The organism is Cupriavidus campinensis (assembly GCF_905397395.1).
Taxonomy (GTDB): Bacteria; Pseudomonadota; Gammaproteobacteria; order Burkholderiales; family Burkholderiaceae; genus Cupriavidus; species Cupriavidus campinensis.
In genome coordinates, this window is record NZ_CAJPVH010000032.1 from 18,684 (window position 1) to 39,845 (window position 21,162).

Annotated in this window: 17 protein-coding genes; 9 read left to right on the forward strand and 8 right to left on the reverse strand. The window is 66.5% G+C overall.

Annotated features, from left to right (window positions below; genetic code table 11):
- Nucleotides 1-112 precede the first annotated feature (112 nt).
- Together KHO18_RS17570 and KHO18_RS17575 are read left to right on the forward strand one after the other, a co-directional pair.
- The gene (locus KHO18_RS17570; protein ID WP_149135247.1) at nt 113-1,120 is read left to right on the forward strand and encodes a Bug family tripartite tricarboxylate transporter substrate binding protein; all 1,008 of its coding nucleotides are present in this window, start codon (nt 113-115) and stop codon (nt 1,118-1,120) included.
- A gap of 3 nt (nt 1,121-1,123) precedes the next feature.
- On the forward strand, nt 1,124-1,969 hold the full coding sequence (locus KHO18_RS17575) for a VOC family protein (RefSeq protein WP_144202399.1): 846 nt from the start codon (nt 1,124-1,126) through the stop codon (nt 1,967-1,969).
- Between the two features lie 19 nt (nt 1,970-1,988).
- On the opposite strand, the gene dut is transcribed toward KHO18_RS17575, so the two are convergent.
- The 6 genes from dut to KHO18_RS17605 all read right to left on the reverse strand — a co-directional run bounded on the left by dut (nt 1,989) and on the right by KHO18_RS17605 (nt 9,370).
- Nucleotides 1,989-2,486, reverse strand: coding sequence for a dUTP diphosphatase (dut, locus tag KHO18_RS17580; protein WP_144202397.1), 498 nt, complete (start codon nt 2,484-2,486; stop codon nt 1,989-1,991).
- Between the two features lie 81 nt (nt 2,487-2,567).
- A complete protein-coding gene (locus tag KHO18_RS17585; protein ID WP_144202395.1) occupies nt 2,568-3,602 on the reverse strand; it encodes an LLM class flavin-dependent oxidoreductase in 1,035 nt (344 codons plus the stop codon).
- Nucleotides 3,603-3,614: 12 nt separating this feature from the next.
- Nucleotides 3,615-4,814, reverse strand: a complete 1,200-nt coding sequence (gene coaBC / locus KHO18_RS17590; RefSeq protein WP_144202393.1) for a bifunctional phosphopantothenoylcysteine decarboxylase/phosphopantothenate--cysteine ligase CoaBC — start codon at nt 4,812-4,814, stop codon at nt 3,615-3,617.
- A 22-nt stretch (nt 4,815-4,836) separates the two neighbouring features.
- On the reverse strand, nt 4,837-5,379 hold the full coding sequence (lspA, locus tag KHO18_RS17595; protein ID WP_092300975.1) for a signal peptidase II: 543 nt from the start codon (nt 5,377-5,379) through the stop codon (nt 4,837-4,839).
- Entirely contained in the window at nt 5,379-8,258 is a 2,880-nt protein-coding gene (ileS, locus tag KHO18_RS17600) for an isoleucine--tRNA ligase (RefSeq protein ID WP_144202391.1), read from the reverse strand. The genes lspA and ileS overlap by 1 nt, the downstream gene beginning before the upstream one ends.
- Before the next feature lie 113 nt (nt 8,259-8,371).
- A complete protein-coding gene (locus tag KHO18_RS17605) occupies nt 8,372-9,370 on the reverse strand; it encodes a bifunctional riboflavin kinase/FAD synthetase (RefSeq protein ID WP_144202389.1) in 999 nt (332 codons plus the stop codon).
- 201 nt (nt 9,371-9,571) lie between these two features.
- On the opposite strand from KHO18_RS17605, the gene KHO18_RS17610 reads away from it, so the two are divergent.
- A complete protein-coding gene (locus KHO18_RS17610) occupies nt 9,572-11,377 on the forward strand; it encodes an ATP-binding response regulator (protein ID WP_144202387.1) in 1,806 nt (601 codons plus the stop codon).
- A gap of 71 nt (nt 11,378-11,448) precedes the next feature.
- On the opposite strand, the gene KHO18_RS17615 is transcribed toward KHO18_RS17610, so the two are convergent.
- Nucleotides 11,449-12,108 carry a response regulator gene (locus tag KHO18_RS17615; RefSeq protein WP_092300966.1) on the reverse strand — a complete coding sequence of 220 codons (660 nt, stop codon included), beginning with the start codon at nt 12,106-12,108 and terminating at the stop codon, nt 11,449-11,451.
- A 234-nt stretch (nt 12,109-12,342) separates the two neighbouring features.
- On the opposite strand from KHO18_RS17615, the gene purN reads away from it, so the two are divergent.
- The 6 genes from purN to nadC all read left to right on the forward strand — a co-directional run bounded on the left by purN (nt 12,343) and on the right by nadC (nt 19,375).
- Nucleotides 12,343-13,002, forward strand: coding sequence for a phosphoribosylglycinamide formyltransferase (gene purN, locus KHO18_RS17620; protein WP_144202385.1), 660 nt, complete (start codon nt 12,343-12,345; stop codon nt 13,000-13,002).
- Nucleotides 12,999-14,402, forward strand: a complete 1,404-nt coding sequence (locus tag KHO18_RS17625; RefSeq protein ID WP_144202383.1) for an RsmB/NOP family class I SAM-dependent RNA methyltransferase — start codon at nt 12,999-13,001, stop codon at nt 14,400-14,402. Before purN ends, KHO18_RS17625 begins: the two co-directional genes overlap by 4 nt.
- Before the next feature lie 36 nt (nt 14,403-14,438).
- Nucleotides 14,439-15,728, forward strand: a complete 1,290-nt coding sequence (locus tag KHO18_RS17630) for a mechanosensitive ion channel family protein (RefSeq protein WP_244844886.1) — start codon at nt 14,439-14,441, stop codon at nt 15,726-15,728.
- Nucleotides 15,729-16,030: 302 nt separating this feature from the next.
- A complete protein-coding gene (locus KHO18_RS17635; protein ID WP_144202378.1) occupies nt 16,031-17,221 on the forward strand; it encodes a DesA family fatty acid desaturase in 1,191 nt (396 codons plus the stop codon).
- 139 nt (nt 17,222-17,360) lie between these two features.
- On the forward strand, nt 17,361-18,515 hold the full coding sequence (gene nadA, locus KHO18_RS17640; RefSeq protein ID WP_144202376.1) for a quinolinate synthase NadA: 1,155 nt from the start codon (nt 17,361-17,363) through the stop codon (nt 18,513-18,515).
- On the forward strand, nt 18,512-19,375 hold the full coding sequence (gene nadC / locus KHO18_RS17645; RefSeq protein WP_211943638.1) for a carboxylating nicotinate-nucleotide diphosphorylase: 864 nt from the start codon (nt 18,512-18,514) through the stop codon (nt 19,373-19,375). Before nadA ends, nadC begins: the two co-directional genes overlap by 4 nt.
- Nucleotides 19,376-19,451: 76 nt before the next feature.
- Here nadC and nadB read toward each other — a convergent pair whose 3' ends face one another.
- Nucleotides 19,452-21,071 (reverse strand): L-aspartate oxidase, encoded by a 1,620-nt coding sequence (nadB, locus tag KHO18_RS17650; RefSeq protein ID WP_144197837.1) that lies wholly within the window; start codon nt 21,069-21,071, stop codon nt 19,452-19,454.
- Nucleotides 21,072-21,162 lie beyond the last annotated feature (91 nt).

Here is a 21,162-nt window from a genome sequence, read left to right on the forward strand (position 1 = left end):
AACGACGCCCGCGCCAGCAACGTGGGCGATCATCGGGCAAAATAGTGGGCGGCGGCGTGCCGCCCTTTCTTTTTTTGTACGCGGTCGGTTGACCGCCCAGCCTGAGTTATCGATGTCTTCTCCCGAACGCGCGCGGCTTCGCCGCCTGCTGCTCAAGACGCTGCCGATGGGGGCCCTGCCCACGTCCCTGGCGTCCTTCGCCGCCGTGACCCATGCCGAAACCGGTGCCGGGAACCGGCCGATTGCGATGGTGTTGCCGTTCCCGCCGGGTGGCAGCGTGGACATCGTGGCGCGCCAGTTGCAACCGGGGCTGAAGACTGGCCTCGGCCAGACCGTGGTGGTCGACAACAAGCCCGGCGCAGGCGGCCTGATCGCCAGCAGCACCGTGGCGCGCGCCAAGCCGGACGGCACGACGCTGCTGATGGCGTTCGATACGCACGCGATCAACCCATTTGCGTACAAGAACCTGCCGTACGACACCTTCAAGGACTTCACGCCGATTACCCAGCTGGTGCGCTTTCCGCTGGTCATTGCCGCAAATCCGGCACTCGGCGCATCGAACGTCAAGGAATTGATCGAACTGGCCAAGGGCAAGCCGGGCGGCATTCGCTATGCCTCGTCGGGCATTGGCAGCCTGAACCAGCTGGCCGCCGAGGCACTGGCCACCGAGGCCGGCGTGCAGTTCCTCCACGTGCCCTACAAGGGCGGCGGCCCGGCTGTGCAGGCCGTGCTGGCGGGCGAGGTGGACGTGTTCTTCAGCAGCTTCGCGGCGGTGCAGGCGCACGTGGCGGCCAAGACCATCAAGGTGCTTGGCGTGACCGGCACGAGCCGCATCCGCCAGTTGCCGCAGGTGCCGACCGTGGCCGAGCAGGGCTTCAAGGGCTTCGAGGCGTATTCGTGGATCGGTGTGTTCGGCCCGGCCGGCATGCAGTCCGCCACGGTGACGCGGCTGCATGACGCGCTGGCGGAATCGATCCGCCAGCCCAAGGTGGTCGAGGCGTTGTCGGCCCAGGGTTTCGAGATCGCCGTGGGTACGCCGACGGACCTCGGCAACCTGGTGCGGCACGAGCACGACAAGTGGCAAGCCGTGGCCCGCAAGGCCAATATCCAGTTCGAATAAGCGATGACGGCTGTCTCCGAACCGTTTGACCACGCCGTGGTGGTCTGCGGCGATCTCGATACTGCCGCCGCCAATTGGCGTGCCCTTGGCTTCACATTGACGCCGCGCGGCTATCACACGCTCGGTTCGCAGAACCACTGCATCATGCTGGCGCGCGATTATCTCGAGCTGCTCCACGTGACCGCGCCGAGCCCGAGCCGCCAGTACTACTGGGACGCCCAGCAGCGCGGCGACGGTTGCGCGGCGATGTCCTGCAAGAGCCGCGATGCCTTCGCCACGGCGGCACGGCTGCGCGCGGCGGGCTACCAGACATCCGATCCGATCGAGTTCTCCCGGCCAGTGCGCCTGGACGACGGCTCGGAGCACCCGGCTACCTTCCGCGTGACGGCCCTCGACGAGGCCCCCGGCGCGCGTTACTTCGTCTGCGAGCACCGCACGCCGGAATTGCTGTGGCGTCCGGAATGGATGACGCACGCGAACGGCGCCACCGCCATCGAAGTGGCCTATCTGGTCGTGGAAGCGGGGCAGGTGAGGGCGGCGGCAGCCGCCTATGCGGAGATGACCGCCGGCACGCCGATTGCTGCCGATGATCGCGTCGCGCGCATCGCGGTGGATGGCGCCGAACTGGTCATCTCGACGGCCGATGCGCTGGCTGAGGTGACGGGTACGCTACACATCACCGCGAAGACGACGGGATACGCCGCAATTCGGCTTAGCACGTCGGATCTGGCAAAAGCGCGCACTCACTGGGGCACGCAGTCGGTTGCCACGGTGGACCTTGGCCAGCAGGCCACGCTGGTCCCGGCGGCCAGCGCCAACGGCGTGGCGCTGGTCTTCGCGCAGGCCTGATCGAGCCTTAAAACGTCGCTCAGCCGGCCTTGGCGTGATGCACGCCGGTCGAGCCGAAGCCGCCCGCGCCGCGGGCGGTGTCCGCCGAAAACTCGGTCACGGTCGTGAACACGGGTCGCAGCACCGGTACGAACATCATCTGGGCGATGCGCTCGCCGGGCTGGATCACGATCGGCTCGGTACCGGGCGCGTTGCGATTCCACACACTCACCATGATTTGGCCCTGGTAATCGGCGTCGATCACCCCGATCGAATTGCCGAGTACGAGACCTTTCTTATGGCCCAGGCCCGAGCGCGGCACGATGGTGGCGGCCATGTAGGGGTTGCCCATGTGCACGGCGATGCCGGCCGGCACCAGTTGCGCGGCGGTGCCGGGGGCGATGCTGACCGGGCCGTCCACGCAGGCGTGCAGGTCGATGGCGGCGGCCATGTCGCTCTGGTACGCCGGCAGGCCCCAGTCATTGAGGCGGGCGTCCAGGACCTTGATTTCGACGGCGGGGTTCAGGGGTGCGGTCATGTGCGAATCCGGGTAAATGGCCTGCAAAGGGCCAGGAAAAATCTGAAGAAGGCAGGGTGGGATGATAACTGCGCGCGGGACTCAGCCGGCCGCTTCGCCGGAGAGGTCGAACGCCTCGGCGAGCAGCTGGTAGGTGCGCAGCCGCGCCGCGTACGACGCCGTCACGCTCAGCACCACCAGTTCGTCGGCCGCGAAGCGCTCGCGCAGCGCCAGCATGCGCTCGGCCACCACCTCGGGCGTGCCGCAGATGGTTCGCGGACGTTCGCGCTCGATAATCATGCGATCGCGCTCGTTCGGCGTGAAATCGGCCGCCTGGGCCAGCGAAGGAATCGGCGCGTTGACGCCATACGCCATCTGCAGGCGACGAATGTCCACGGCGCGTTCCAGTTCGGCCGCTTCCGCCTCGGTATCGGCGCAGATCACGAAGACGGCGGCCGCGCTGTAGGGGGCATCCTCGTAGCCGGGCTCGAATCCGGCCCGGTACTGCTGGGCCACGGCGTGTCCGCCATGGGCATTGATGAAGTGGGCGAACGCAAAGCGGAGGCCCAGTTTCGCGGCCAGCGCGCCGCCGAAATCGCTCGAGCCGAGCACCCAGAGTTCCGGCCGGGTGTCGATGGCGGGTTGCAGCAGCACGCCTTCGGCCACGTGGCCGGGCGGCACCTCGCCGCGCAACAGCCAAACCAGGTCCTGCACCTGCTGCGGAAACTGGTCGCCCCGGTTGTACTGGCCCATCGCCACGGCCTGTGCCGTGCGCATGTCGCCGCCGGGCGCGCGGCCCACGCCAAGATCGATCCGGTTGGGAAACAGGCCCTCGAGCATGCGGAACTGCTCGGCCACCTTGAAGGGGCTGTAGTAGGGCAGCATCACGCCGCCCGAGCCGAGCCTGATACGGTTTGTCACACTGCCGAGCCGCGCCAGCATGACCTCGGGCGCCGGGTTGCACACGCCCTGCAGGCCATGGTGCTCGGCGCACCAATAGCGCGTGTAGCCCAGGTCGTCGGCCAGTTGGGCCAGTTCGATGGTGGCGGCCAGCGCGTCGCGCGCGGTGTGGCCGGCAATCACCGGGCTCTGGTCGAGCACCGACAGGCGCAATTTGGGACGATTCTCAGCAGTCATGCGGTCGGAGGCTCAGACGGGTTTGCGCGGCAGGCGCTGGCCGATAGCGGCCACGAGGTCGCGTGCGAGCGAGAGTTTGTCGGCGCGCGGCAGCCGCGTCATGCCGCCTGCATCGAACAGCACGATCTCGTTGTCGTCCATGCCGAAGGTGTGGTGGCCGATATTGCCCACCAGCAGCGGCACGCCCTTGCGCTGGCGCTTCTGCTCGCCGTATTGCTCCAGGTTCTCGCTTTCGGCGGCGAACCCCACGCAATAGGGCGCATCGGCGCGCGCCGCCACGGCGGCCAGGATGTCCGGATTCTGGACGAACTGCAGCGTAGGCGTGTCGGTGTCGTTGGCCTTCTTGAGCTTCTGCCGGGACACCTCGGCAGGGCGCCAATCGGCCACGGCCGCCACGGCGACGAAGACGTCGACATCGCGCAGTTGCGCCATCACCGTGTCGTGCATCTGCTGGGCGCTGCGTACGTCGGTGCGCACCACCCCGCGCGGCGTGGGCAGCGCGGTGGGGCCGGCCACCAGCAGCACGTCGGCGCCGGCCTCGCGCGCGGCGCGGGCAATCGAGAAGCCCATCTTGCCCGACGACAGGTTGGTGATGCCGCGCACGGGGTCGATCGCCTCGAAGGTCGGCCCGGCCGTGATCAGCACGCGCTTGCCGGCGAGCGGCTTGGGCTGGAAGAAGGCGACGAGATCCTCGACGATCTCCGCCGGTTCCAGCATCCGGCCATCGCCGATCTCGCCGCAGGCCTGGTCGCCGGTGCCCGGGCCGAGAATCGCCACGCCGTCCGCGCGCAGTTGCGCGGCGTTGCGCTGGGTGGGCGCGGCTGCCCACATCTGGCGGTTCATCGCTGGCGCCACAAGCAGCGGGCATTCGCGCGCGATGCAGAGCGTTGTCAGCAGATCGTCGCACAGGCCGTTGGCCAGCTTGGCCAGGAAATCGGTGGAGGCCGGGGCGATCAGGATGGCATCGGCCTCGCGCGAGAGGTCGATGTGGGCCATGTTGTTGTCGATGCGCGCGTCCCACTGCGACAGGAACACGGGCCGCCCCGACAGCGCCTGCATGGTCACGGGCGTGATGAAATGCGTTGCCGCCTCGGTCATCGCCACCTGCACGGTGGCCCCGGCCTTGGTCAGCAGCCGGACCAGCTCGGCCGACTTGTAGCAGGCGATGCCGCCGGTCAGGCCAAGGACGATGTGCTTGCCTCGCAGATCCATGGGTAGGCTCTCAGGGTTCCAGTCAGTGACGACGAACGCGTCGCAGTTCGTCCAGAATCAGCAGCACCGCGCCGACCGTGATGGCGCAATCGGCCACGTTGAACGCCGGGAAATGCATGTTGCGCCAGTGGAAGTCGAGGAAGTCGATCACATGGCCGTACAGCACGCGATCCACGACGTTGCCGATGGCGCCGCCCAGGATCAGGGACACCGCCAGGCAGAACAGCTTCTGTCCCGTATGGCGGTACAGCAGCCAGACGATGAAGCCGCCTACCACCACGCCCAGCAGCGTGAAGAACCAACGCTGCCAGCCGCCGGCGTCGGCCAGGAAGCTGAACGCCGCGCCCTTGTTATAGACCAGCACGAGGTTGAAGAAGCGCGTGACCGGGCGCGACTCGCCGTACTGGAACGAACGCGTGATCAGGATCTTGAAGAACTGGTCGATCAGGACCACCAGCAGCGCGAAGGCCATCCAGAGCCAGGGCGTGACATTGGCACTGCCACGGCTCTTGGAAGTTTTACGAGCCGGCGTGGCGCGCGTCGATCGGGTGGAGGACGATGCCATCAGGCGTGGCTCCTGTGTTCACCGGCGCCGAACAGGTTGCTGTCGCAGCGGCCGCAAAGAGTCGGATGTTCGGGGTTATGGCCCACATCGGCGCGGTAATGCCAGCAACGTTCGCACTTCGCGTGCGCCGACGGCGTGACCGTGACGAGCAGGTCGCCGCCTTCCGGCGCGGCCGTGACCTTGGCCGCAGAGGTCAGCAGCACGAAGCGCAGGTCGTCGTGCAGGCTCTGCAGGGCCTCCAGCACCGGGCCGCCGGCCGCGATCGTGACTTCGGCCTGCAGCGACGAACCGATCTCGCCTTCCACACGCACCGACTCCAGCTGCTTGGTCACCTCCGCGCGCACGGCGCGGATTTCGTGCCATTTTTGCAGGAGATCGTCGGCGTTGTCGACGGCGGGCACCGCGTAGTACGTGCTCGTGAAGATGGTGTCCGTGTGCTCGGTGCCGTGGGCGAAGACCTGCCACGCTTCCTCGGCCGTGAACGACAGGAACGGCGCCATCCAGTGCAGCATGGCCTGGGTGATGTGATACAGCGCGTTCTGGGCGGCGCGGCGGGCCTGCGAATCGGGCGCCGTGGTGTACAGGCGGTCCTTGAGCACGTCGAGGTAAAAGCCGCCCAGGTCTTCCGAGCAGAAGGTCTGGAGCTTGGCCACCACCGGGTGGAACTCGTACGCCTGGTAGTGCGACAGCACTTCCTTCTGCAGGCGGTCTGTCAGCGCTACGGCGTAGCGGTCGATCTCGAGCCATTCGGAGGCCGGCAGCGCATGCTTGGCGTGGTCGTAGTCGGTCAGGTTCGACAGCAGGAATCGCAGCGTATTACGAATCCGGCGATAGCCTTCCACCACGCGCTTCAGGATTTCGTCCGAGATCGACAGTTCGCCGGAGTAGTCCGTGGAAGCCACCCAGAGGCGGATGATCTCGGCGCCCATCTTGTTGGAGATGTCCTGCGGCGACACGGTGTTGCCGACCGATTTGGACATCTTGCGACCTTCGCCGTCCACGGTGAAGCCGTGGGTCAGCAGCGCCTTGTACGGTGGCTTGCCGTACAGCATCGAGGCGGTCAGCAGCGACGAGTGGAACCAGCCGCGATGCTGGTCCGAGCCTTCGAGGTAGAGGTCCGCCAGGCGGCCATCAGGGGTATCGGCAGCCGGATCGTAGAGGTCATCGCGGTGCGAGCCCCGGATCACGGTCCAGTGCGTGGTGCCGGAGTCGAACCAGACGTCGAGCGTATCGCGGTTCTTCTCGTAGACGGCGGCCTCATCGCCTAGCAATTCCTTCGGATCGAGTGCCTGCCAGGCCTCGATGCCGTGCGCCTCCACGCGCTGGGCAATCTGCTCCAGCAGCTCCGGCGTGCGCGGATGCAGGGCGCCCGTTTCCTTGTGGACGAAGAACGCCATCGGCACGCCCCATTGGCGCTGGCGCGAGAGCGTCCAGTCCGGGCGGTTGGCGATCATGTTGTGCAGCCGCTGCTTGCCCCAGGCGGGGTAGAACTCGGTGGCCTCGATACCGGCCAGCGCGGTCGCGCGCAGCGTGGGGCCGTTGTCGACCGGGTCCACGTCCATCCCCGCGAACCACTGCGAGGTGGCGCGGTAGATGATCGGCGTCTTGTGACGCCAGCAGTGCATGTAGCTGTGCTCGTACTTATGCGAATTGAACAGGTTGCCGGACTCGCGCAGCACCTCCACGATCTTGGGATTCGCGGCCCAGATCGAGAGCCCGCCGAACAGCGGCAGCGTGCTGGCGTAGACGCCATCGCCCATCACCGGGCTGATGATGTCCGCGTCGGGCATGCCGTGCGCCTTGCAGGACTGGAAATCTTCCACGCCATAGGCCGGCGCCGAGTGGACGATGCCGGTGCCGGTATCGGTGGTCACGTAGTCGCCGAGGTAGACCGGCGAGGTGCGCGCGTAGCCGGCATCGACCTTGGCCAGCGGGTGGTGGAAGCGGATTTCCGACAGCGCGTCGCCGCGCGCAGTGGCCACCACGCTACCTTCCAGCGCATAGGTCTTGAGTTGTTCCTCGACGCGATCCTTGGCCAGGATCAGGAAGCCGCGCGGCGTGTCCACCAGCGCGTATTCCACTTCCGGGTGCATGTTCAGCGCCTGGTTGCTCGGGATGGTCCACGGCGTGGTGGTCCAGATCACCACCCAGCCGGGCTTGCCGGCGAGCTGCGCCACCGGCACTTGGAAGGCGTGCGCGAGCTTCTCAGGCTCCGCGAACGGGAAGCCCACGTCGATCGACAGGTCGGTCTTGTCCTTGTACTCGACCTCGGCCTCGGCCAGCGCCGAACCGCAGTCGAAACACCAGTTCACGGGCTTCAGGCCGCGGAACACGTACCCCTTCTCCATGATCTTGCCCAGCGCCCGCAGCTCATCGGCCTCGTTGCTGAAGTTCATGGTCAGGTAGGGGTGGTCCCAGTCGCCCAGCACGCCCAGGCGCTCGAAGTCCACCTTCTGGCGGGCGATCTGCTCGGTGGCGTAGGCACGTGCCTTGGCCTGCACTTCCTGCACCGGCAGGCCCTTGCCGAACTTCTTCTCGATCTGGATCTCGATCGGCATGCCGTGGCAGTCCCAGCCCGGCACGTACACGGCGTCCAGGCCGGTCAGCCCGCGCGCCTTGATGATCATGTCCTTGAGGACCTTGTTCACGGCGTGGCCGATGTGGATGTCGCCGTTGGCATACGGGGGGCCGTCGTGCAGCACGAACTTCTTCGCGCCCTTGCGCGCGGCGCGGATCTTCCTGTACAGCTGCTTGTCCTGCCACTGCTTCACCCATTGCGGCTCGCGCTTGGGCAGGTCGCCACGCATGGGGAAGGGGGTATCCAGCAGGTTCACCGGATACTTGCTTTTCTCGGGCTTGGCGCGTTTCTCGTCGGACATGTTCGATTCTCGGGGCAATTCGGTTGGGCGCGGCGGGTGGATGGCCGGCGCGCTGGTCATGGGCTACGGCGGGGCGGGTCCCGGCTGCTGCAACCTCTGGCAGCGGCCGGCCGCTAGCTAATTCGGTCGGTGGCGGAGGTGGCGAAGTCGCGCCGGCCCGGGCCGGCCTCGGTGCCGCCGGGGGCGGCCAGGCCGAAGAAGGCGCGGGCGTCGAGGGTGTCCTGGGCGATGGCGGCCGTCAGGGCCTCGAGCGTGTCGAAGCGCGCTTCGTCGCGCAGCTTCTTCATGAATTCCACGCGGACCAGCTTGCCGTACAGGTTCTCGTTGAAGTCGAACAGATGCACTTCCAGCAGCACGCGGCCGGCATCCTCGACGGTGGGCCGGACGCCGATGCTGGCCACGCCGGGCAACGGATGTTCGGCCAGCCCGTGCACCTGCACCACGAAGATGCCGTTCACGGCGGGCCGCTTGTGCGAGATCTTGAGGTTCAGCGTCGGGAAACCGAGGTCACGGCCGAGCTTGCGGCCGTGGATCACGTGCCCGCTGATGGCATAGCCATGGCCGAGCAGGCGCCGGGCGTGCTCGAGGTCGCCGTCGGCCAGCGCCTGGCGCACGGCCGAACTGGAGATGCGGATGCCGCCTTCGGAGACGGAGCCCATCTGCTCGACGTCGAACCCGAACTGGCGGCCCGCTTCCTGGAGATAGGCAAAGTCGCCGGCGCGGCGGGCGCCAAAGCGGAAGTCATCGCCCACCAGCACCCAGCGCGCGTGCAGTCCGTGCCAGAGCACGTTCTCGACGAATGCCTGCGGGGACTGGGCGGCGAAATGGGCGTTGAAGTGTTCCACGACCACGCGGTCCACCCCGTTGCGGCGCAGGGCGTCGAGCTTGTCGCGCAACAGCGCGATGCGCGTGGGCGCGTGCTCGGGGGTGAAGAATTCGCGCGGATGCGGCTCGAACGTCATCACACAGAGCGGCAGGCCACGGGCATCCGCGGCAGCGCGGGCGCGGGCGAGCAACGACTGGTGGCCGCGATGCACACCGTCGAAATTGCCGATGGTGAGCGCGCAGGGCGCCCGGCTTTCGGCGTTGGGCAGGCCGCGGAAGACTTTCACGAGGACGGCGGACTTAGCGTTTTGGGGAAAGGGGGCATTATAAGGCGAATGGGGCGGCTTGCCCCGCTTTGGGGGTGGACCGGGCCAGCCGGGGGCCGGGCAGGGCGGCGCCTTGCCCGCAAGCGTTGATTTTGTGCGTCATCCGGCCCGCCGGGCGTGGCGCCCTCAGGCAAAAGCCGGCATGATATGCGCGACTCGGACATGCCAGAGCCCTCTTTGAACGCGCTGCTCAACAAGATATTGCCCCCGCCCGGGCCACAACTGGATACCGAGACACGGGCCAAGCTGCTTGCCACGGTGCACCGCGTCTCGCCCACCGGCATCGCCGCGTCGGTCCTGCTGCCGTGGCTGACCGCCGCCGCCTTCTGGAGCGAGGCCAACCACATTGCCCTGCTGGCCTGGTGCGCGATCATGGCCGTGCTGACCGCCAGTGGCACCTGGTTCTATCTTGGCTACCAGCGCGACGCTGGAAAAATGAGCCGTTCAGCGCACACGCGCAAGTGGTGGAACCACATGCGCGCCATCGCCTTCCTCACCGGCCTGACCTGGGGCAGCTCTGCGCTGCTGCACCTGTATTCCAGCTCCGTGGTGTTCTCGAGCGTGCTGTACCTGCTCACGCTCGGCGTGCTGGCGGGCGGCGCTACCTCGCAATCGCCCATCCCGTCGAACCTTGTCTTCGCGGGCGTGCCGATCCTCGTGCCGAACGTATTGCTGGCCGATTTCGCCTTCCCGAACCACGGCGGCTACGTGCAGGTGCTGCTCGCCCTGTACGCGCTGATGCTGGCGCGCCACGCGCTGAACCTGCAGCAGACGCTGGTGCGCGCCATCCAGCTGGAGAGCGAAAGCCGCCGGCTGGCCAAGCAGTTCCAGGAGGAAAAGGAGCGCGCGCTCCACGCCAGCGAGGAGAAATCCCGCTTCCTGGCCGCCGCCAGCCACGACCTGCGCCAGCCCGTGCATGCGCTGGTCATGCTCGTGGAAGCGTTGCGTGCGCGCAACCAGTCGAGTTCGCTCCATCCGCTGGTGGAGCAGGTCGCGGCCGGCACGCAGACCATCGACCTGCTGTTCCGGTCCTTGCTCGACCTCTCCAAGCTCGAAGGCCGCAAGGTGCTGCCGACGCTGGAGCCGTGCGAGCTGAGTTCGCTGATCAACGATGTCATGAGCCAGTTTGCCGCCGATGCGCGCGACAGCGGCCTGACCCTGAGCCCGCGCGTGCCGAGCGAGCTGTATGCGATGGCCGAGCCGGTGCTGCTGCGCCGCGCGCTGTTCAATCTGGTGCAGAACGCGCTGCGCTATACCAAGCGCGGCGGCGTGCTGGTGACGGCGCGGCAGCGGCGCAAGCATATCCGGCTCGAAGTCTGGGACACCGGCGCCGGTATCACGCCCGAGCACCTCCCGGACATTTTCTCGCCGTATTACCAGGTCCATAACCCGCAGCGCGACCCCTCGCAGGGCCTGGGGCTGGGGCTGGCGATCTTCAAGGAATGCGTGCGCCTGATGCGCGGCACCTATGGCGTGCGCTCGGTGCCGGGCAAGGGCTCGGTGTTCTGGTTCGCGCTGGCGCCGGTGCCGGCTGAGACCGTGGAGGCCGTGCGCGCCATGCGCGCCAACATCCAGGCGCAGGAGGCCAAGCCCGAGCGGCTGCGCGGCACGGTGCTGGTGGTGGACGACGACAGCCAGATCCGCAAGGCGTGGATCGCGCTGATGGAGGCGTGGGGCATCCGCGTGGCCTGCGCCGCCCATGGCGCCGAGGCCGACGCGCTGTTCGCCAAGGGGCTGAAGCCGGACATCATCTTCTGCGACCTGCGCCTGCCCGGCAGCGAAAATGGCCTGGATCTGCTCGAACGCTGGCAGACCACGCAGCCCCAGGCGCGCAGCGCACTGCTGACCGGAGACCTGAAATCGGCGGCGCTCCAGGCCGCCGAGGAGGCGGGCTACTTCGTGCTGCCCAAGCCGGTGGACCCGAGTAATCTGCGCATGCTGCTGCGGCGCTGGCTCCATCCGGCCTGACCATCGTTCGTGCTGCAATGCATAACGCCACCGCTCGGGGTGGCGTTATGGCTTGAAGATCCTACGATGGATTACTGGCGAAGCCGGAACCGTTCCATGCGCGACATGACCTGCATCCGCGTGCGCACGCCCAGCCGTTGCAGGATGGCGGAGACGTGCTCCTTGACCGTATTCTCGGTGAGCCCCAGCTTGCGGGCGATGACCTTGTTCGGCAGTCCTTCCAGCACCAGTGCGAGCACCGAGCCTTGGCGCGGCGTCAGGCCCAGCTCGGCCGGCGTCACGGGAATGCCATGGGCGGGGCCGAAGGACTGGGAGCGGCCGGAGAGCGCCTCGTCGGTGGGGAAGCTGGTATCGCCGGCCAGCACCTTGCGCACGGCGGCCGTGAAGGCGTTGGCGTCGAGGTGCTTGCCCACGAAGCCGCAGGCGGAGAGCGCCCGCGCGCGGCCCACAATCTCTGGTGTGGCCTCGGCGGACATGAAGATGAAGCGCGCGCTCGGGATCACGGTCTTGAATGCCAGCATGGCATCGAAGCCGGTACCGTCGTTCAGCCAGATATCGAGCAGCACGATATCGGGGCGCAATCCCTGGTTCAGCGAGTGGAGAGCTTCCTTGGCACTGCCCGCCGCATGGACGGCGACATCGGGCATCACCTCCGCGAGAAATGCGGTGGTGCCTGAGAGGGCCATAGGATGATCATCGACCACCAACAAAGTCGGTGCAGCGTTCGACATGCGTATTCCCGTCTAATTTCCCGTCTCGTCCTTGTTGTCACCTACTTGCACAGTGGCGCGTGGACGTAGTGACCACTCTATCAGAGCGGGGAAGGCGTCACAATCCATCACACAGGGGTATATGCATCGTACTGGGCACCGCGCGCCCGCGCCGGAGGTCGGTTTCGCGTGAATTAAGTACCTAATGTGCTCGCTTTGCAAGCGTTTGGACGACAGCTTGGTAGAATCGCGCCGATGAAAAATATTGTGATCCTGATTTCCGGGCGTGGCAGCAACATGGAAGCCATCGTCCGGGCCTGTGCCGCCGAGCAGTGGCCGGGGCGCGTGGCGGCGGTGCTGTCGAACCGTCCCGACGCCAGCGGTCTGGCGTTTGCGGCGGAACACGGCATTGCCACGGGCGTGGTGGACCACAAGCAGTACCCCGATCGTGCCGGTTTTGATGCGGCGATGCGCAATGCCATCGACGCGCACCAGCCCGATCTCGTTGTGCTGGCGGGCTTCATGCGCATTCTGACGCCCGAGTTCGTGGAGCATTACGCGGGCCGCATGCTGAATATCCACCCGTCGCTGCTGCCCAGTTTCCCGGGACTCCATACCCATCGCCAGGCCCTCGAGGCCGGCGTCAAGTTTCACGGGGCGACGGTCCATTTCGTCACTCCGGAGCTCGATCATGGTCCGATCGTGCTGCAAGCAGCACTCGATGTTCTGCCTGGCGACACTCCGGAGTCGCTCGCCACGCGTTTGCTCGACTGCGAGCATGTGATGTATCCCCGCGCCGTCCGCTGGTTTGTGGAAGACCGTCTGCAGGTACGCGACGGCGTGGTTCAAGTTCAACCGGCCGAACCCCAGTGGTTGCTGGCCCTCTCCGCTCCGGCGGCAGGCATCTCTCAATGAGTCGTAATCCCGCAACACCTCAGGACAACCGCCAGCGTTCGCGCAGCAGCAAAGGCAAGGGCAGCCCCATCCGCAAGGCCGCCACGCCGCGCCCGCAAGGGGTGGATGGCGCATATGGGCGCTCGGGGAGCGGCCTGCAGGCGTTCCACCTGCAACACATCGAGCGGCTGCTGGGCAAGGTGCTGCTGTTCGCGCGCCCGGCCGACGCCGTGGTCAGCTATTACTTCCGCGAGAACGCGAAGCTCGGCCATCGGGATCGCGGCATCATCGCCGAGGCGATCTACGCAGTGTTGCGCCGACGCGTCGAATTCGGCCAATTCGCCGAAAGCGGCACCGGTGCGGCCACCCGCCGGCTGGGCCTGCTCGGCCTCGCCGCAACGCTGGGCCGCGATGTCCTGAGCCCGTTCCTCTACCCGGACGAAGCCGAGTGGCTGGACCGGCTGACGACGATTGAGCGCTCCAGCCTCTCGCCGCGCGTGCGCGCCAACCTGCCGGAATGGCTCTACGACGACCTCGTCGCGCGCCATGGCGAAGCCTTCACCACCGCCCTCGGCGATGCCTGGCTGCGCCCCGCGCCGCTTGACCTGCGTGTGAATACGGCGAAGATCTCCCGCGAAGAGGCCCTGGCCGAGCTGGAAACGGCTGGTATCGCCGCCGAAGTCGCCCCGATGTCCCCCGCCGGCATCCGCCTCAAGGGCAAGCCCGCGCTGAACCAGTTGCCGCTGTTTATCAACGGCGGCGTGGAGGTGCAGGACGAAGGCAGCCAGTTGCTGTGCCACCTCGTGGCGCCCAAGCGTGGCGAGATGGTCGTGGACTTCTGCGCGGGCGCCGGCGGCAAGACGCTCTCGCTGGGCGCCGCCATGCGCTCGACCGGCCGGCTCTACGCCTTCGACGTGTCCGAGAAGCGGCTGGCCAACCTGAAGCCGCGTCTGGCGCGCAGCGGGCTGTCGAACGTGCATCCGGTGCTGATCGATTCCGAACGCGACGCCAAGATCAAGCGTCTGGCCGGCAAGATTGACCGCGTGCTGGTGGACGCGCCTTGCAGCGGCCTGGGCACCCTGCGCCGCAACCCCGACCTGAAGTGGCGCCAGTCACCGGAGTCGGTGCTCGAATTGACCGCCAAGCAGTCGGCCATCCTTGATTCGGCTGCCCGGCTGGTGAAGGGTGGCGGACGTGTTGTGTACGCCACGTGCAGCGTGCTGGAAGCCGAAAACGAGGCGATCATCCGCGATTTCCTGGCAACCCACGAGAATTTCCGTCTGGTGCCCGTGGCCGAGGTGCTGGCCGAGCAGAAGATCGAAGTGCCGGAATTGCCGGCAGAAGGCGGCATGTTGGCGCTGTATCCGCACATCCATCAGACCGATGGCTTCTTTGCGGCGGTGCTGGAACGTACCCGATAAGCCCCGGCATCCATGGAGCATTCCGGATTTGGCAAGATGCTTGACGACCTGCTCCGCGATGCGGGCGGGCCGGGCTTCTTCTGGCAGCTGGGGGTCCTGGCTGCCTGCCTGCTGGTGGCATGGCCGCTTGCGCGCCATGTGACCGGACGGCTGGAAGCGCGCTACGAATCGTCGAGTTTCTCGCTCAGGCTGGCCGCCGTCAGCCTTGAGCGGGCGATGTTTCCGCTGATTGGCTGGTTGCTGGTCCTGACGGCGCGCTTCGCGCTGGCGCCCTTCCTGTCAATCAGCGTGCTGCGGCTGGCGCTGGTGCCGCTGTTCGGTATCAGCTCGCTTTATGTCGGCTTCTACATCCTGCGGCGCGTATTGTCGGGCAACGGGCAGTTGCACGGCATGCTGGTGCTGGTGGAGAAGGTGCTCACCACGGTGGTCTGGCTCGGCATGGCGCTGTATGTGCTGGGCGTGCTGTCCGATGTGATGGCGTGGATGCATGCGGTGCGCTTCTCGATCGGCGGCAAGCACGACGTCAGCCTGGCCAGCACACTGATGGGCGTGGTCTGGATTCTGCTGACCGTGCTCGCGGCGATGTGGTTCGGCTCCTGGCTCGAGGAGCGGCTGATGCGCGCGCCGAGCCTGGACTCGAACCTCAAGGTGGTGCTCACGCGCATCGCCAAGGCGCTGCTGCTGCTGGTGTCGCTGCTGCTGAGCCTGTCGCTGGTCGGCATTGACCTGACCGTGCTGTCGGTCTTCGGCGGCGCGCTGGGCGTGGGCCTCGGCCTGGGTCTGCAGAAGATCGCCAGCAACTACATCTCGGGCTTCATCATCCTGCTGGACCGCTCGGTCAAGCTCGGCGACCAGATCACGGTGGACAAGTACACCGGAATCGTCTCGCAGATCCGCACCCGCTACACCGTGGTCCGGAATGGCGATGGCGAGACGCTTGTGCCGAATGAGCAACTTGTTGCCCAATCGGTGCAGAACCATTCGTTTTCGGGCACCAATGTGCGCGTGGCGACACGCGTGCAGGCCGACTACGCCGCCGACCCCGAAACCGTGATCACCTTGCTGCAGGATTGCGTGCGCGGCCTGCCGCGCGTGCTGCCCGAGCCGGCCCCGGCTGCCTTTCTCGTCATGTTCGCGGACAGCGGCATCGAATACGAGGTGGCGGTCAATATCGCCGACCCGCAAAACGGCAAGCTCGGCGTGCAATCGGCGATGAATCGTGCCATTTGGCGCACTTTCCGCGAGCATGGCATCTCGATTCCGTATCCGCAGCGGGAAATGCGTGTCCTGGCGGCGGATGCGGCGTCCGCGCCACCCCTTGCATGAAAGGGGAACGAAAGCCACGGGGGCTACTCAAAGTCGGGGAAAAAGCGGATGTTCGAGTCGCGCCGATCCGGTAGAATACCGGGCTGACGCGCGCCTGCAGAGCAAGCCGCAGCCCCACATCAGACAGCCGCCAGATTGCAGCGGCTCGTGCCTTCGCCCGGCTCCCATACTGTCTCGACAGGTTGCGCCAGGCGCCAGTAATAATCGCAATCGCCTGATTTCGCAGTCTTTTTTCTGCGCGTTCGCCGCGCCGCACCATCGTGCCGCGCTGCAAGACCTTCGATTCACAGACGGAGAACAGTTTGTTCGACTCAATTCTTGACTGGGCCGCCAACGGCCTTGCCAACTGGTCCTGGTGGGAGATCGTGATCTACACCCTCGTGGTGACGCACATCACGATCGCCGGCGTGACCATTTTCCTGCACCGCTGCATGGCGCACCGGTCGCTGGATCTGCACCCTATTGCGCAGCACTTCTTCCGCTTCTGGCTGTGGCTGACGACGGGCATGGTGACCAAGGAATGGACCGCCATCCACCGCAAGCACCACGCCAAGTGCGAGACCGAGGACGATCCGCACAGCCCGCAGACCCGCGGCATCCGCAAGGTGCTGCTGGAAGGCGCGGAGCTGTATCGCGAGGAAGCCAAGAACAAGGAAACCATCGCCAAGTTCGGCCATGGCACGCCTGACGACTGGGTCGAGCGTAACGTGTACTCGCGCTTCGCCTGGCAGGGCGTTGGCCTGATGCTGATCATCGACGTGGCGCTGTTCGGCGTGATCGGCCTGTCGGTCTGGGCCGTACAGATGCTCTGGATCCCGATCCACGCGGCCGGCATCATCAACGGCCTGGGCCACTGGTGGGGCTATCGCAACTACGATTGCGAGGATGCTTCGACCAACGTGTCGCCGTGGGGCTTCATCATTGGCGGCGAAGAGCTGCACAACAACCACCACACGTACCCGACGTCAGCCAAGTTCTCGATCAAGTGGTACGAGATCGATGTGGGCTGGTGGTACATCCGCGCGATGCAGGCCGTGGGGCTGGCCAAGGTCAAGAAGACCCCGCCCAAGGCCCGTCTGGTGGATGCCCGCCCGGTGGACCACAACACGCTGGAAGCGATCATCGCCAACCGCTACGACGTCATGGCGCGCTACGCCAAGGCCGTGAAGAGCGCGTACAACGAGGAACTGGAGAAGCTGAAGGAAGGCCGCGCGGCCGACTACAGCCACTTCGAGCTTGCCCGCAAGTGGTTCCATCGCGAGGAAGGCAAGCTGGCCGCGCCGCAGCGCCAGCAACTGGCCAGCATCGTCGAGCAGAACAAGGCGCTGCATACCTTCGTGGAAATGCGCCGCGAGCTCGCCGCGATCTGGGGCCGTTCGAGCCTCACGCGCGAACAGCTGCTCCAGCAACTGCAGGCGTGGTGCCATCGCGCCGAAGCCAGCGGTATCCAGGCCCTGCAAGAGTTTTCGCTGCGCCTGCGCCGGTACGCCTGATACAATTCGCGTCGCGCCCGCATGGTAAAAGCCCCGCCCCTGGCGGGGCTTTTCTTTTCGCTACACTCCCCCATGTCCAGGTCAGACCGCGTGCTTCCAAGCGCGGCGGCCCACGGGTGCCCCGAGGAGTACTGCTGAGATGACCCCACAAACGATCAAGGCCGTCGAGTTCGAGAAACCGAACCTGACGGATACCGAAAGCGCAGCCGGCGGCAGTTGCGTGGCTCATGCCTGGGCCAAAGTGCCGCCCGCGCTGACCCCCGACGAGCGCCAGGGGCTCAAGGCCCGCATCCGCAAGCTGCTCAAGGAGCGCAACGCGGTGCTCGTGGCGCACTATTACGTCGATGCCGACCTGCAGGACCTAGCCGAGGAAACCGGCGGCTGCGTGTCGGATTCGCTGGAAATGGCGCGCTTCGGCCGCGATCATGCCGCCCAGACGCTGGTCGTGGCCGGCGTGCGCTTCATGGGCGAGACCGCCAAGATCCTGAGCCCCGAGAAGACCATCCTGATGCCGGACCTCGACGCTACGTGCTCGCTGGACCTCGGCTGCCCGGCGGACGAATTCTCGGCATTCTGCGATGCCCACCCGGATCGCACGGTGGTGGTCTACGCCAATACCAGTGCGGCCGTGAAGGCCCGTGCGGACTGGATGGTGACGTCCAGCATCGGCCTGAAAATCGTCGAACATCTACACGCGCGCGGCGAAAAGATTCTCTGGGCGCCGGACAAGCACCTCGGCAGCTACATCCAGAAGGAAACCGGTGCCGACATGCTGCTGTGGCAGGGCTCCTGCCTGGTGCATGACGAGTTCAAGGGCATCGAACTGGACCTGCTGCGCAAGGACTATCCAAACGCCAAGATCCTGGTGCACCCCGAATCGCCGGCCAATGTGGTGGCGCAGGCAGACGTGGTGGGTTCCACGAGCCAGCTGATTGCGGCAGCCCAGCACCTCGACGCCAACGAATTCATCGTGGCCACTGACAACGGCATCCTGCACAAGATGCGGATGGCCGCGCCGGGCAAGCATTTCATTGAGGCCCCCACGGCCGGCAACAGCGCCACCTGCAAGAGCTGCGCGCATTGCCCGTGGATGGCCATGAATGCACTGACGAATCTGGCCGAAGTGCTGGAAACGGGGCGCAACGAGATCCATGTGGACCCGATCATCGGCCAGCGCGCTGTTACCTGCATCGAGCGGATGCTCGACTTCGCCGCACAGCAGAAGGCCAATGTGCGCCCGGCCAGCGATCTGGCCCAGGCGGGCGCGCTGTTCCAGGGAGTGGGCCCGGCATGACCCTGAATTCCGTGTTCGAGAGTTACGGCCCGGCGCTGCAAGCGGCGCTGGCGGCCAACGTACAGGCGGCAATTGCCGAGGATGTGGGCACCGGCGACCTGACGGGTCTGCTGATTCCGGCCGACAAGCCCGTGCGGGCGCGCGTGATCGTGCGCGAGAGTGCGGTGCTGTGCGGCCAGCCCTGGTTCGACGCATGCATGGCGGCCGTCGACGCGCGGCTTCAGGTGCGTTGGCTCAAGGAGGAAGGCGCGCGGATGGCGCCCGATGACGTGGTGTGCGAGATCGCCGGTCCGGCGCGCGCGCTGCTGACGGCGGAGCGCCCATCGCTGAACTTCCTGCAACTGCTGTCCGGCGTGGCCACGGCCACCCGGCGCTATGCGGATCTGATTGCCGACACGCGGGCCCGTGTGCTCGACACCCGCAAGACGCTGCCGGGCCTGCGCCTGGCGCAGAAGTACGCGGTGCGCATCGGCGGCGGCGAGAACCAGCGGCTCGCGCTCTATGACGGCATCCTGATCAAGGAAAACCATATCGCGGCGGCGGGCAGCATCACGGCGGCCATGCAGGCCGCGCTGGCGCTGGGCACGGACGCTTCGGTGCAGATCGAGGTGGAATCGATCGCCGAACTGAAAGAAGCGCTGGCTGCCGGCGCCAAATCGGTGCTGATCGACAACTTTACGGTGCCGATGATGCGCGAAGCGGTGGAAATCAACCGTGGGCGGGCCCTGCTGGAGGTGTCGGGTGGCGTCAATGCCGAGTCGATCCGGGAATTCGCCGAGACGGGCGTGGACCGGATCTCGGTGGGCGCGCTGACCAAGGATGTGCGCGCGACCGACTATTCGCTGCGGATCGTCGGATAACGCCTGCCAAGATCGGCAAAGCGTGCAGCGAGGAAGCAAGGGAAGGGGCCGTATCGGCCCCTTTTTCACGTGTGCTTTACGACTTTTCCTTGTGGCGTCGATGCTGCGCCGCGCGGCCCAGCAGCGGCTGGAGCACGGTCGGCAGCGCCTTGGGCAGGGTATCGGGATAGTCGCGGCTGAAGTGGAGGCCCCGGCTTTCGTGACGCGAGTACGCGCTGTCGACGATCAGCGAGGCCACTTCTACCAGATTGCGCAGTTCCAGCAGGTCGCGCGTCACGCGGAAGTTGGCGTAATACTCGGAAATTTCCTCGCGCAACAGGCCAATCCGGTGCTGGGCGCGCTCCAGGCGCTTGTCCGTGCGGACGATGCCCACGTAATTCCACATCATGCGGCGCAGTTCGTCCCAGTTGTGGGACACCACCACTTCCTCGTCCGCATCGGCCACGCGGCTGGCGTCCCAGGCTGGCAGCCGGATGTCCGGTGCACCGGCCTTGTCCTGCCGGGCGATGTCCTCGGCGGCCGCGCGCCCGATCACCATGCATTCGAGCAGCGAATTGGAGGCCAACCGGTTCGCGCCGTGCAGGCCGGTGCAGGCGGTCTCGCCCACGGCGTACAGGTTCGACAGGTCCGTGCGGCCCGCTGTGTCAGTCACCACGCCGCCGCACGTATAGTGGGCGGCCGGCACCACGGGAATCGGCTCCCGGGTGATATCGATGCCCAACTCCAGGCAACGTGCGTAGATCGTCGGGAAATGTTCTTTCAGGAACGCTTCCGGCTGGTGCGTGATATCGAGGTAGACGCAGTCGAGGCCGCGCTTCTTCATCTCGAAGTCGATGGCCCGTGCTACCACGTCGCGCGGCGCCAGTTCGGCGCGCGGGTCATGGTCGGGCATGAAGCGGGTGCCGTCGGGCAGCTTCAGCAGGCCGCCTTCGCCACGCACCGCCTCGGAAATCAGGAACGACTTGGCGTAGGGGTGGTAGAGGCAGGTCGGATGGAACTGGATGAATTCCATGTTCGACACCCGGCAGCCGGCGCGCCACGCCATGGCAATGCCGTCGCCGGTCGCGGTGTCCGGGTTGGTCGTATAGAGATAGACCTTGCCCGCACCGCCGGCGGCCAGCACCGTGTGGGTGGCCGTGATCGTGCGCACGGCGCCCGTGGTGTCGTCGAGCACATAGAGGCCGTAGCAGCGGTTGCCCGGCAGGCCGAGCTTGGCGGCCGTGATCAGGTCGATCGCAAAATGATCTTCGATGATCGTGATGTTCGGGTGCTGTCGCGCCTGCTCGGTCAGCGTGGTGACCACGGCGTGGCCCGTGGCGTCCGCCGCGTGGATGATGCGGCGGCGGCTGTGGCCGCCTTCGCGCGTCAGGTGGAAGCCCAGTTCGGCCTGCGCGTCGCGCGTGAAGGGCACGCCCCGGTCGATGAGCCACTGGATGGCTTCGCGCCCGTGCTCCACGATGAAGCGCGTCGCTCCTTCGTCGCACAGGCCGGCGCCGGCAACCAGCGTGTCCTGCGTGTGCTCGTCGTGGCTGTCGCCGGAGTCGAGCACTGCGGCGATGCCGCCCTGGGCCCAGTCGCTGGCGCCCTGGGTCATGGCGCGCTTGCTGAGAATAACAACCCGGTGGCTATCGGCCAGTTCCAGCGCGACGGTGAGGCCGGCCAGCCCGCTGCCGACGATCGCGACGTCGAAGTTCATGGTGCAGGTCGCGCGGAGCGAATGCGCGTCAGGGAAAGCGGGAAAGTGTACACCCGCATACGGGTTCGCGGACGTCGCAGCCCTTATGGCG

Coding starts and splice junctions, on each gene's coding strand:
- nadA (WP_144202376.1), top strand. CDS start 17,361: ATGACCCCACAAACGATCAAGGCCGTCGAGTTCGAGAAACCGAACCTG.
- KHO18_RS17575 (WP_144202399.1), top strand. CDS start 1,124: ATGACGGCTGTCTCCGAACCGTTTGACCACGCCGTGGTGGTCTGCGGC.
- KHO18_RS17615 (WP_092300966.1), bottom strand. CDS start 12,108: ATGTCGAACGCTGCACCGACTTTGTTGGTGGTCGATGATCATCCTATG.
- lspA (WP_092300975.1), bottom strand. CDS start 5,379: ATGGCATCGTCCTCCACCCGATCGACGCGCGCCACGCCGGCTCGTAAA.
- KHO18_RS17585 (WP_144202395.1), bottom strand. CDS start 3,602: ATGACTGCTGAGAATCGTCCCAAATTGCGCCTGTCGGTGCTCGACCAG.
- KHO18_RS17630 (WP_244844886.1), top strand. CDS start 14,439: ATGCTTGACGACCTGCTCCGCGATGCGGGCGGGCCGGGCTTCTTCTGG.
- coaBC (WP_144202393.1), bottom strand. CDS start 4,814: ATGGATCTGCGAGGCAAGCACATCGTCCTTGGCCTGACCGGCGGCATC.
- nadC (WP_211943638.1), top strand. CDS start 18,512: ATGACCCTGAATTCCGTGTTCGAGAGTTACGGCCCGGCGCTGCAAGCG.
- KHO18_RS17610 (WP_144202387.1), top strand. CDS start 9,572: ATGCCAGAGCCCTCTTTGAACGCGCTGCTCAACAAGATATTGCCCCCG.
- KHO18_RS17625 (WP_144202383.1), top strand. CDS start 12,999: ATGAGTCGTAATCCCGCAACACCTCAGGACAACCGCCAGCGTTCGCGC.
- purN (WP_144202385.1), top strand. CDS start 12,343: ATGAAAAATATTGTGATCCTGATTTCCGGGCGTGGCAGCAACATGGAA.
- KHO18_RS17570 (WP_149135247.1), top strand. CDS start 113: ATGTCTTCTCCCGAACGCGCGCGGCTTCGCCGCCTGCTGCTCAAGACG.
- dut (WP_144202397.1), bottom strand. CDS start 2,486: ATGACCGCACCCCTGAACCCCGCCGTCGAAATCAAGGTCCTGGACGCC.
- nadB (WP_144197837.1), bottom strand. CDS start 21,071: ATGAACTTCGACGTCGCGATCGTCGGCAGCGGGCTGGCCGGCCTCACC.
- ileS (WP_144202391.1), bottom strand. CDS start 8,258: ATGTCCGACGAGAAACGCGCCAAGCCCGAGAAAAGCAAGTATCCGGTG.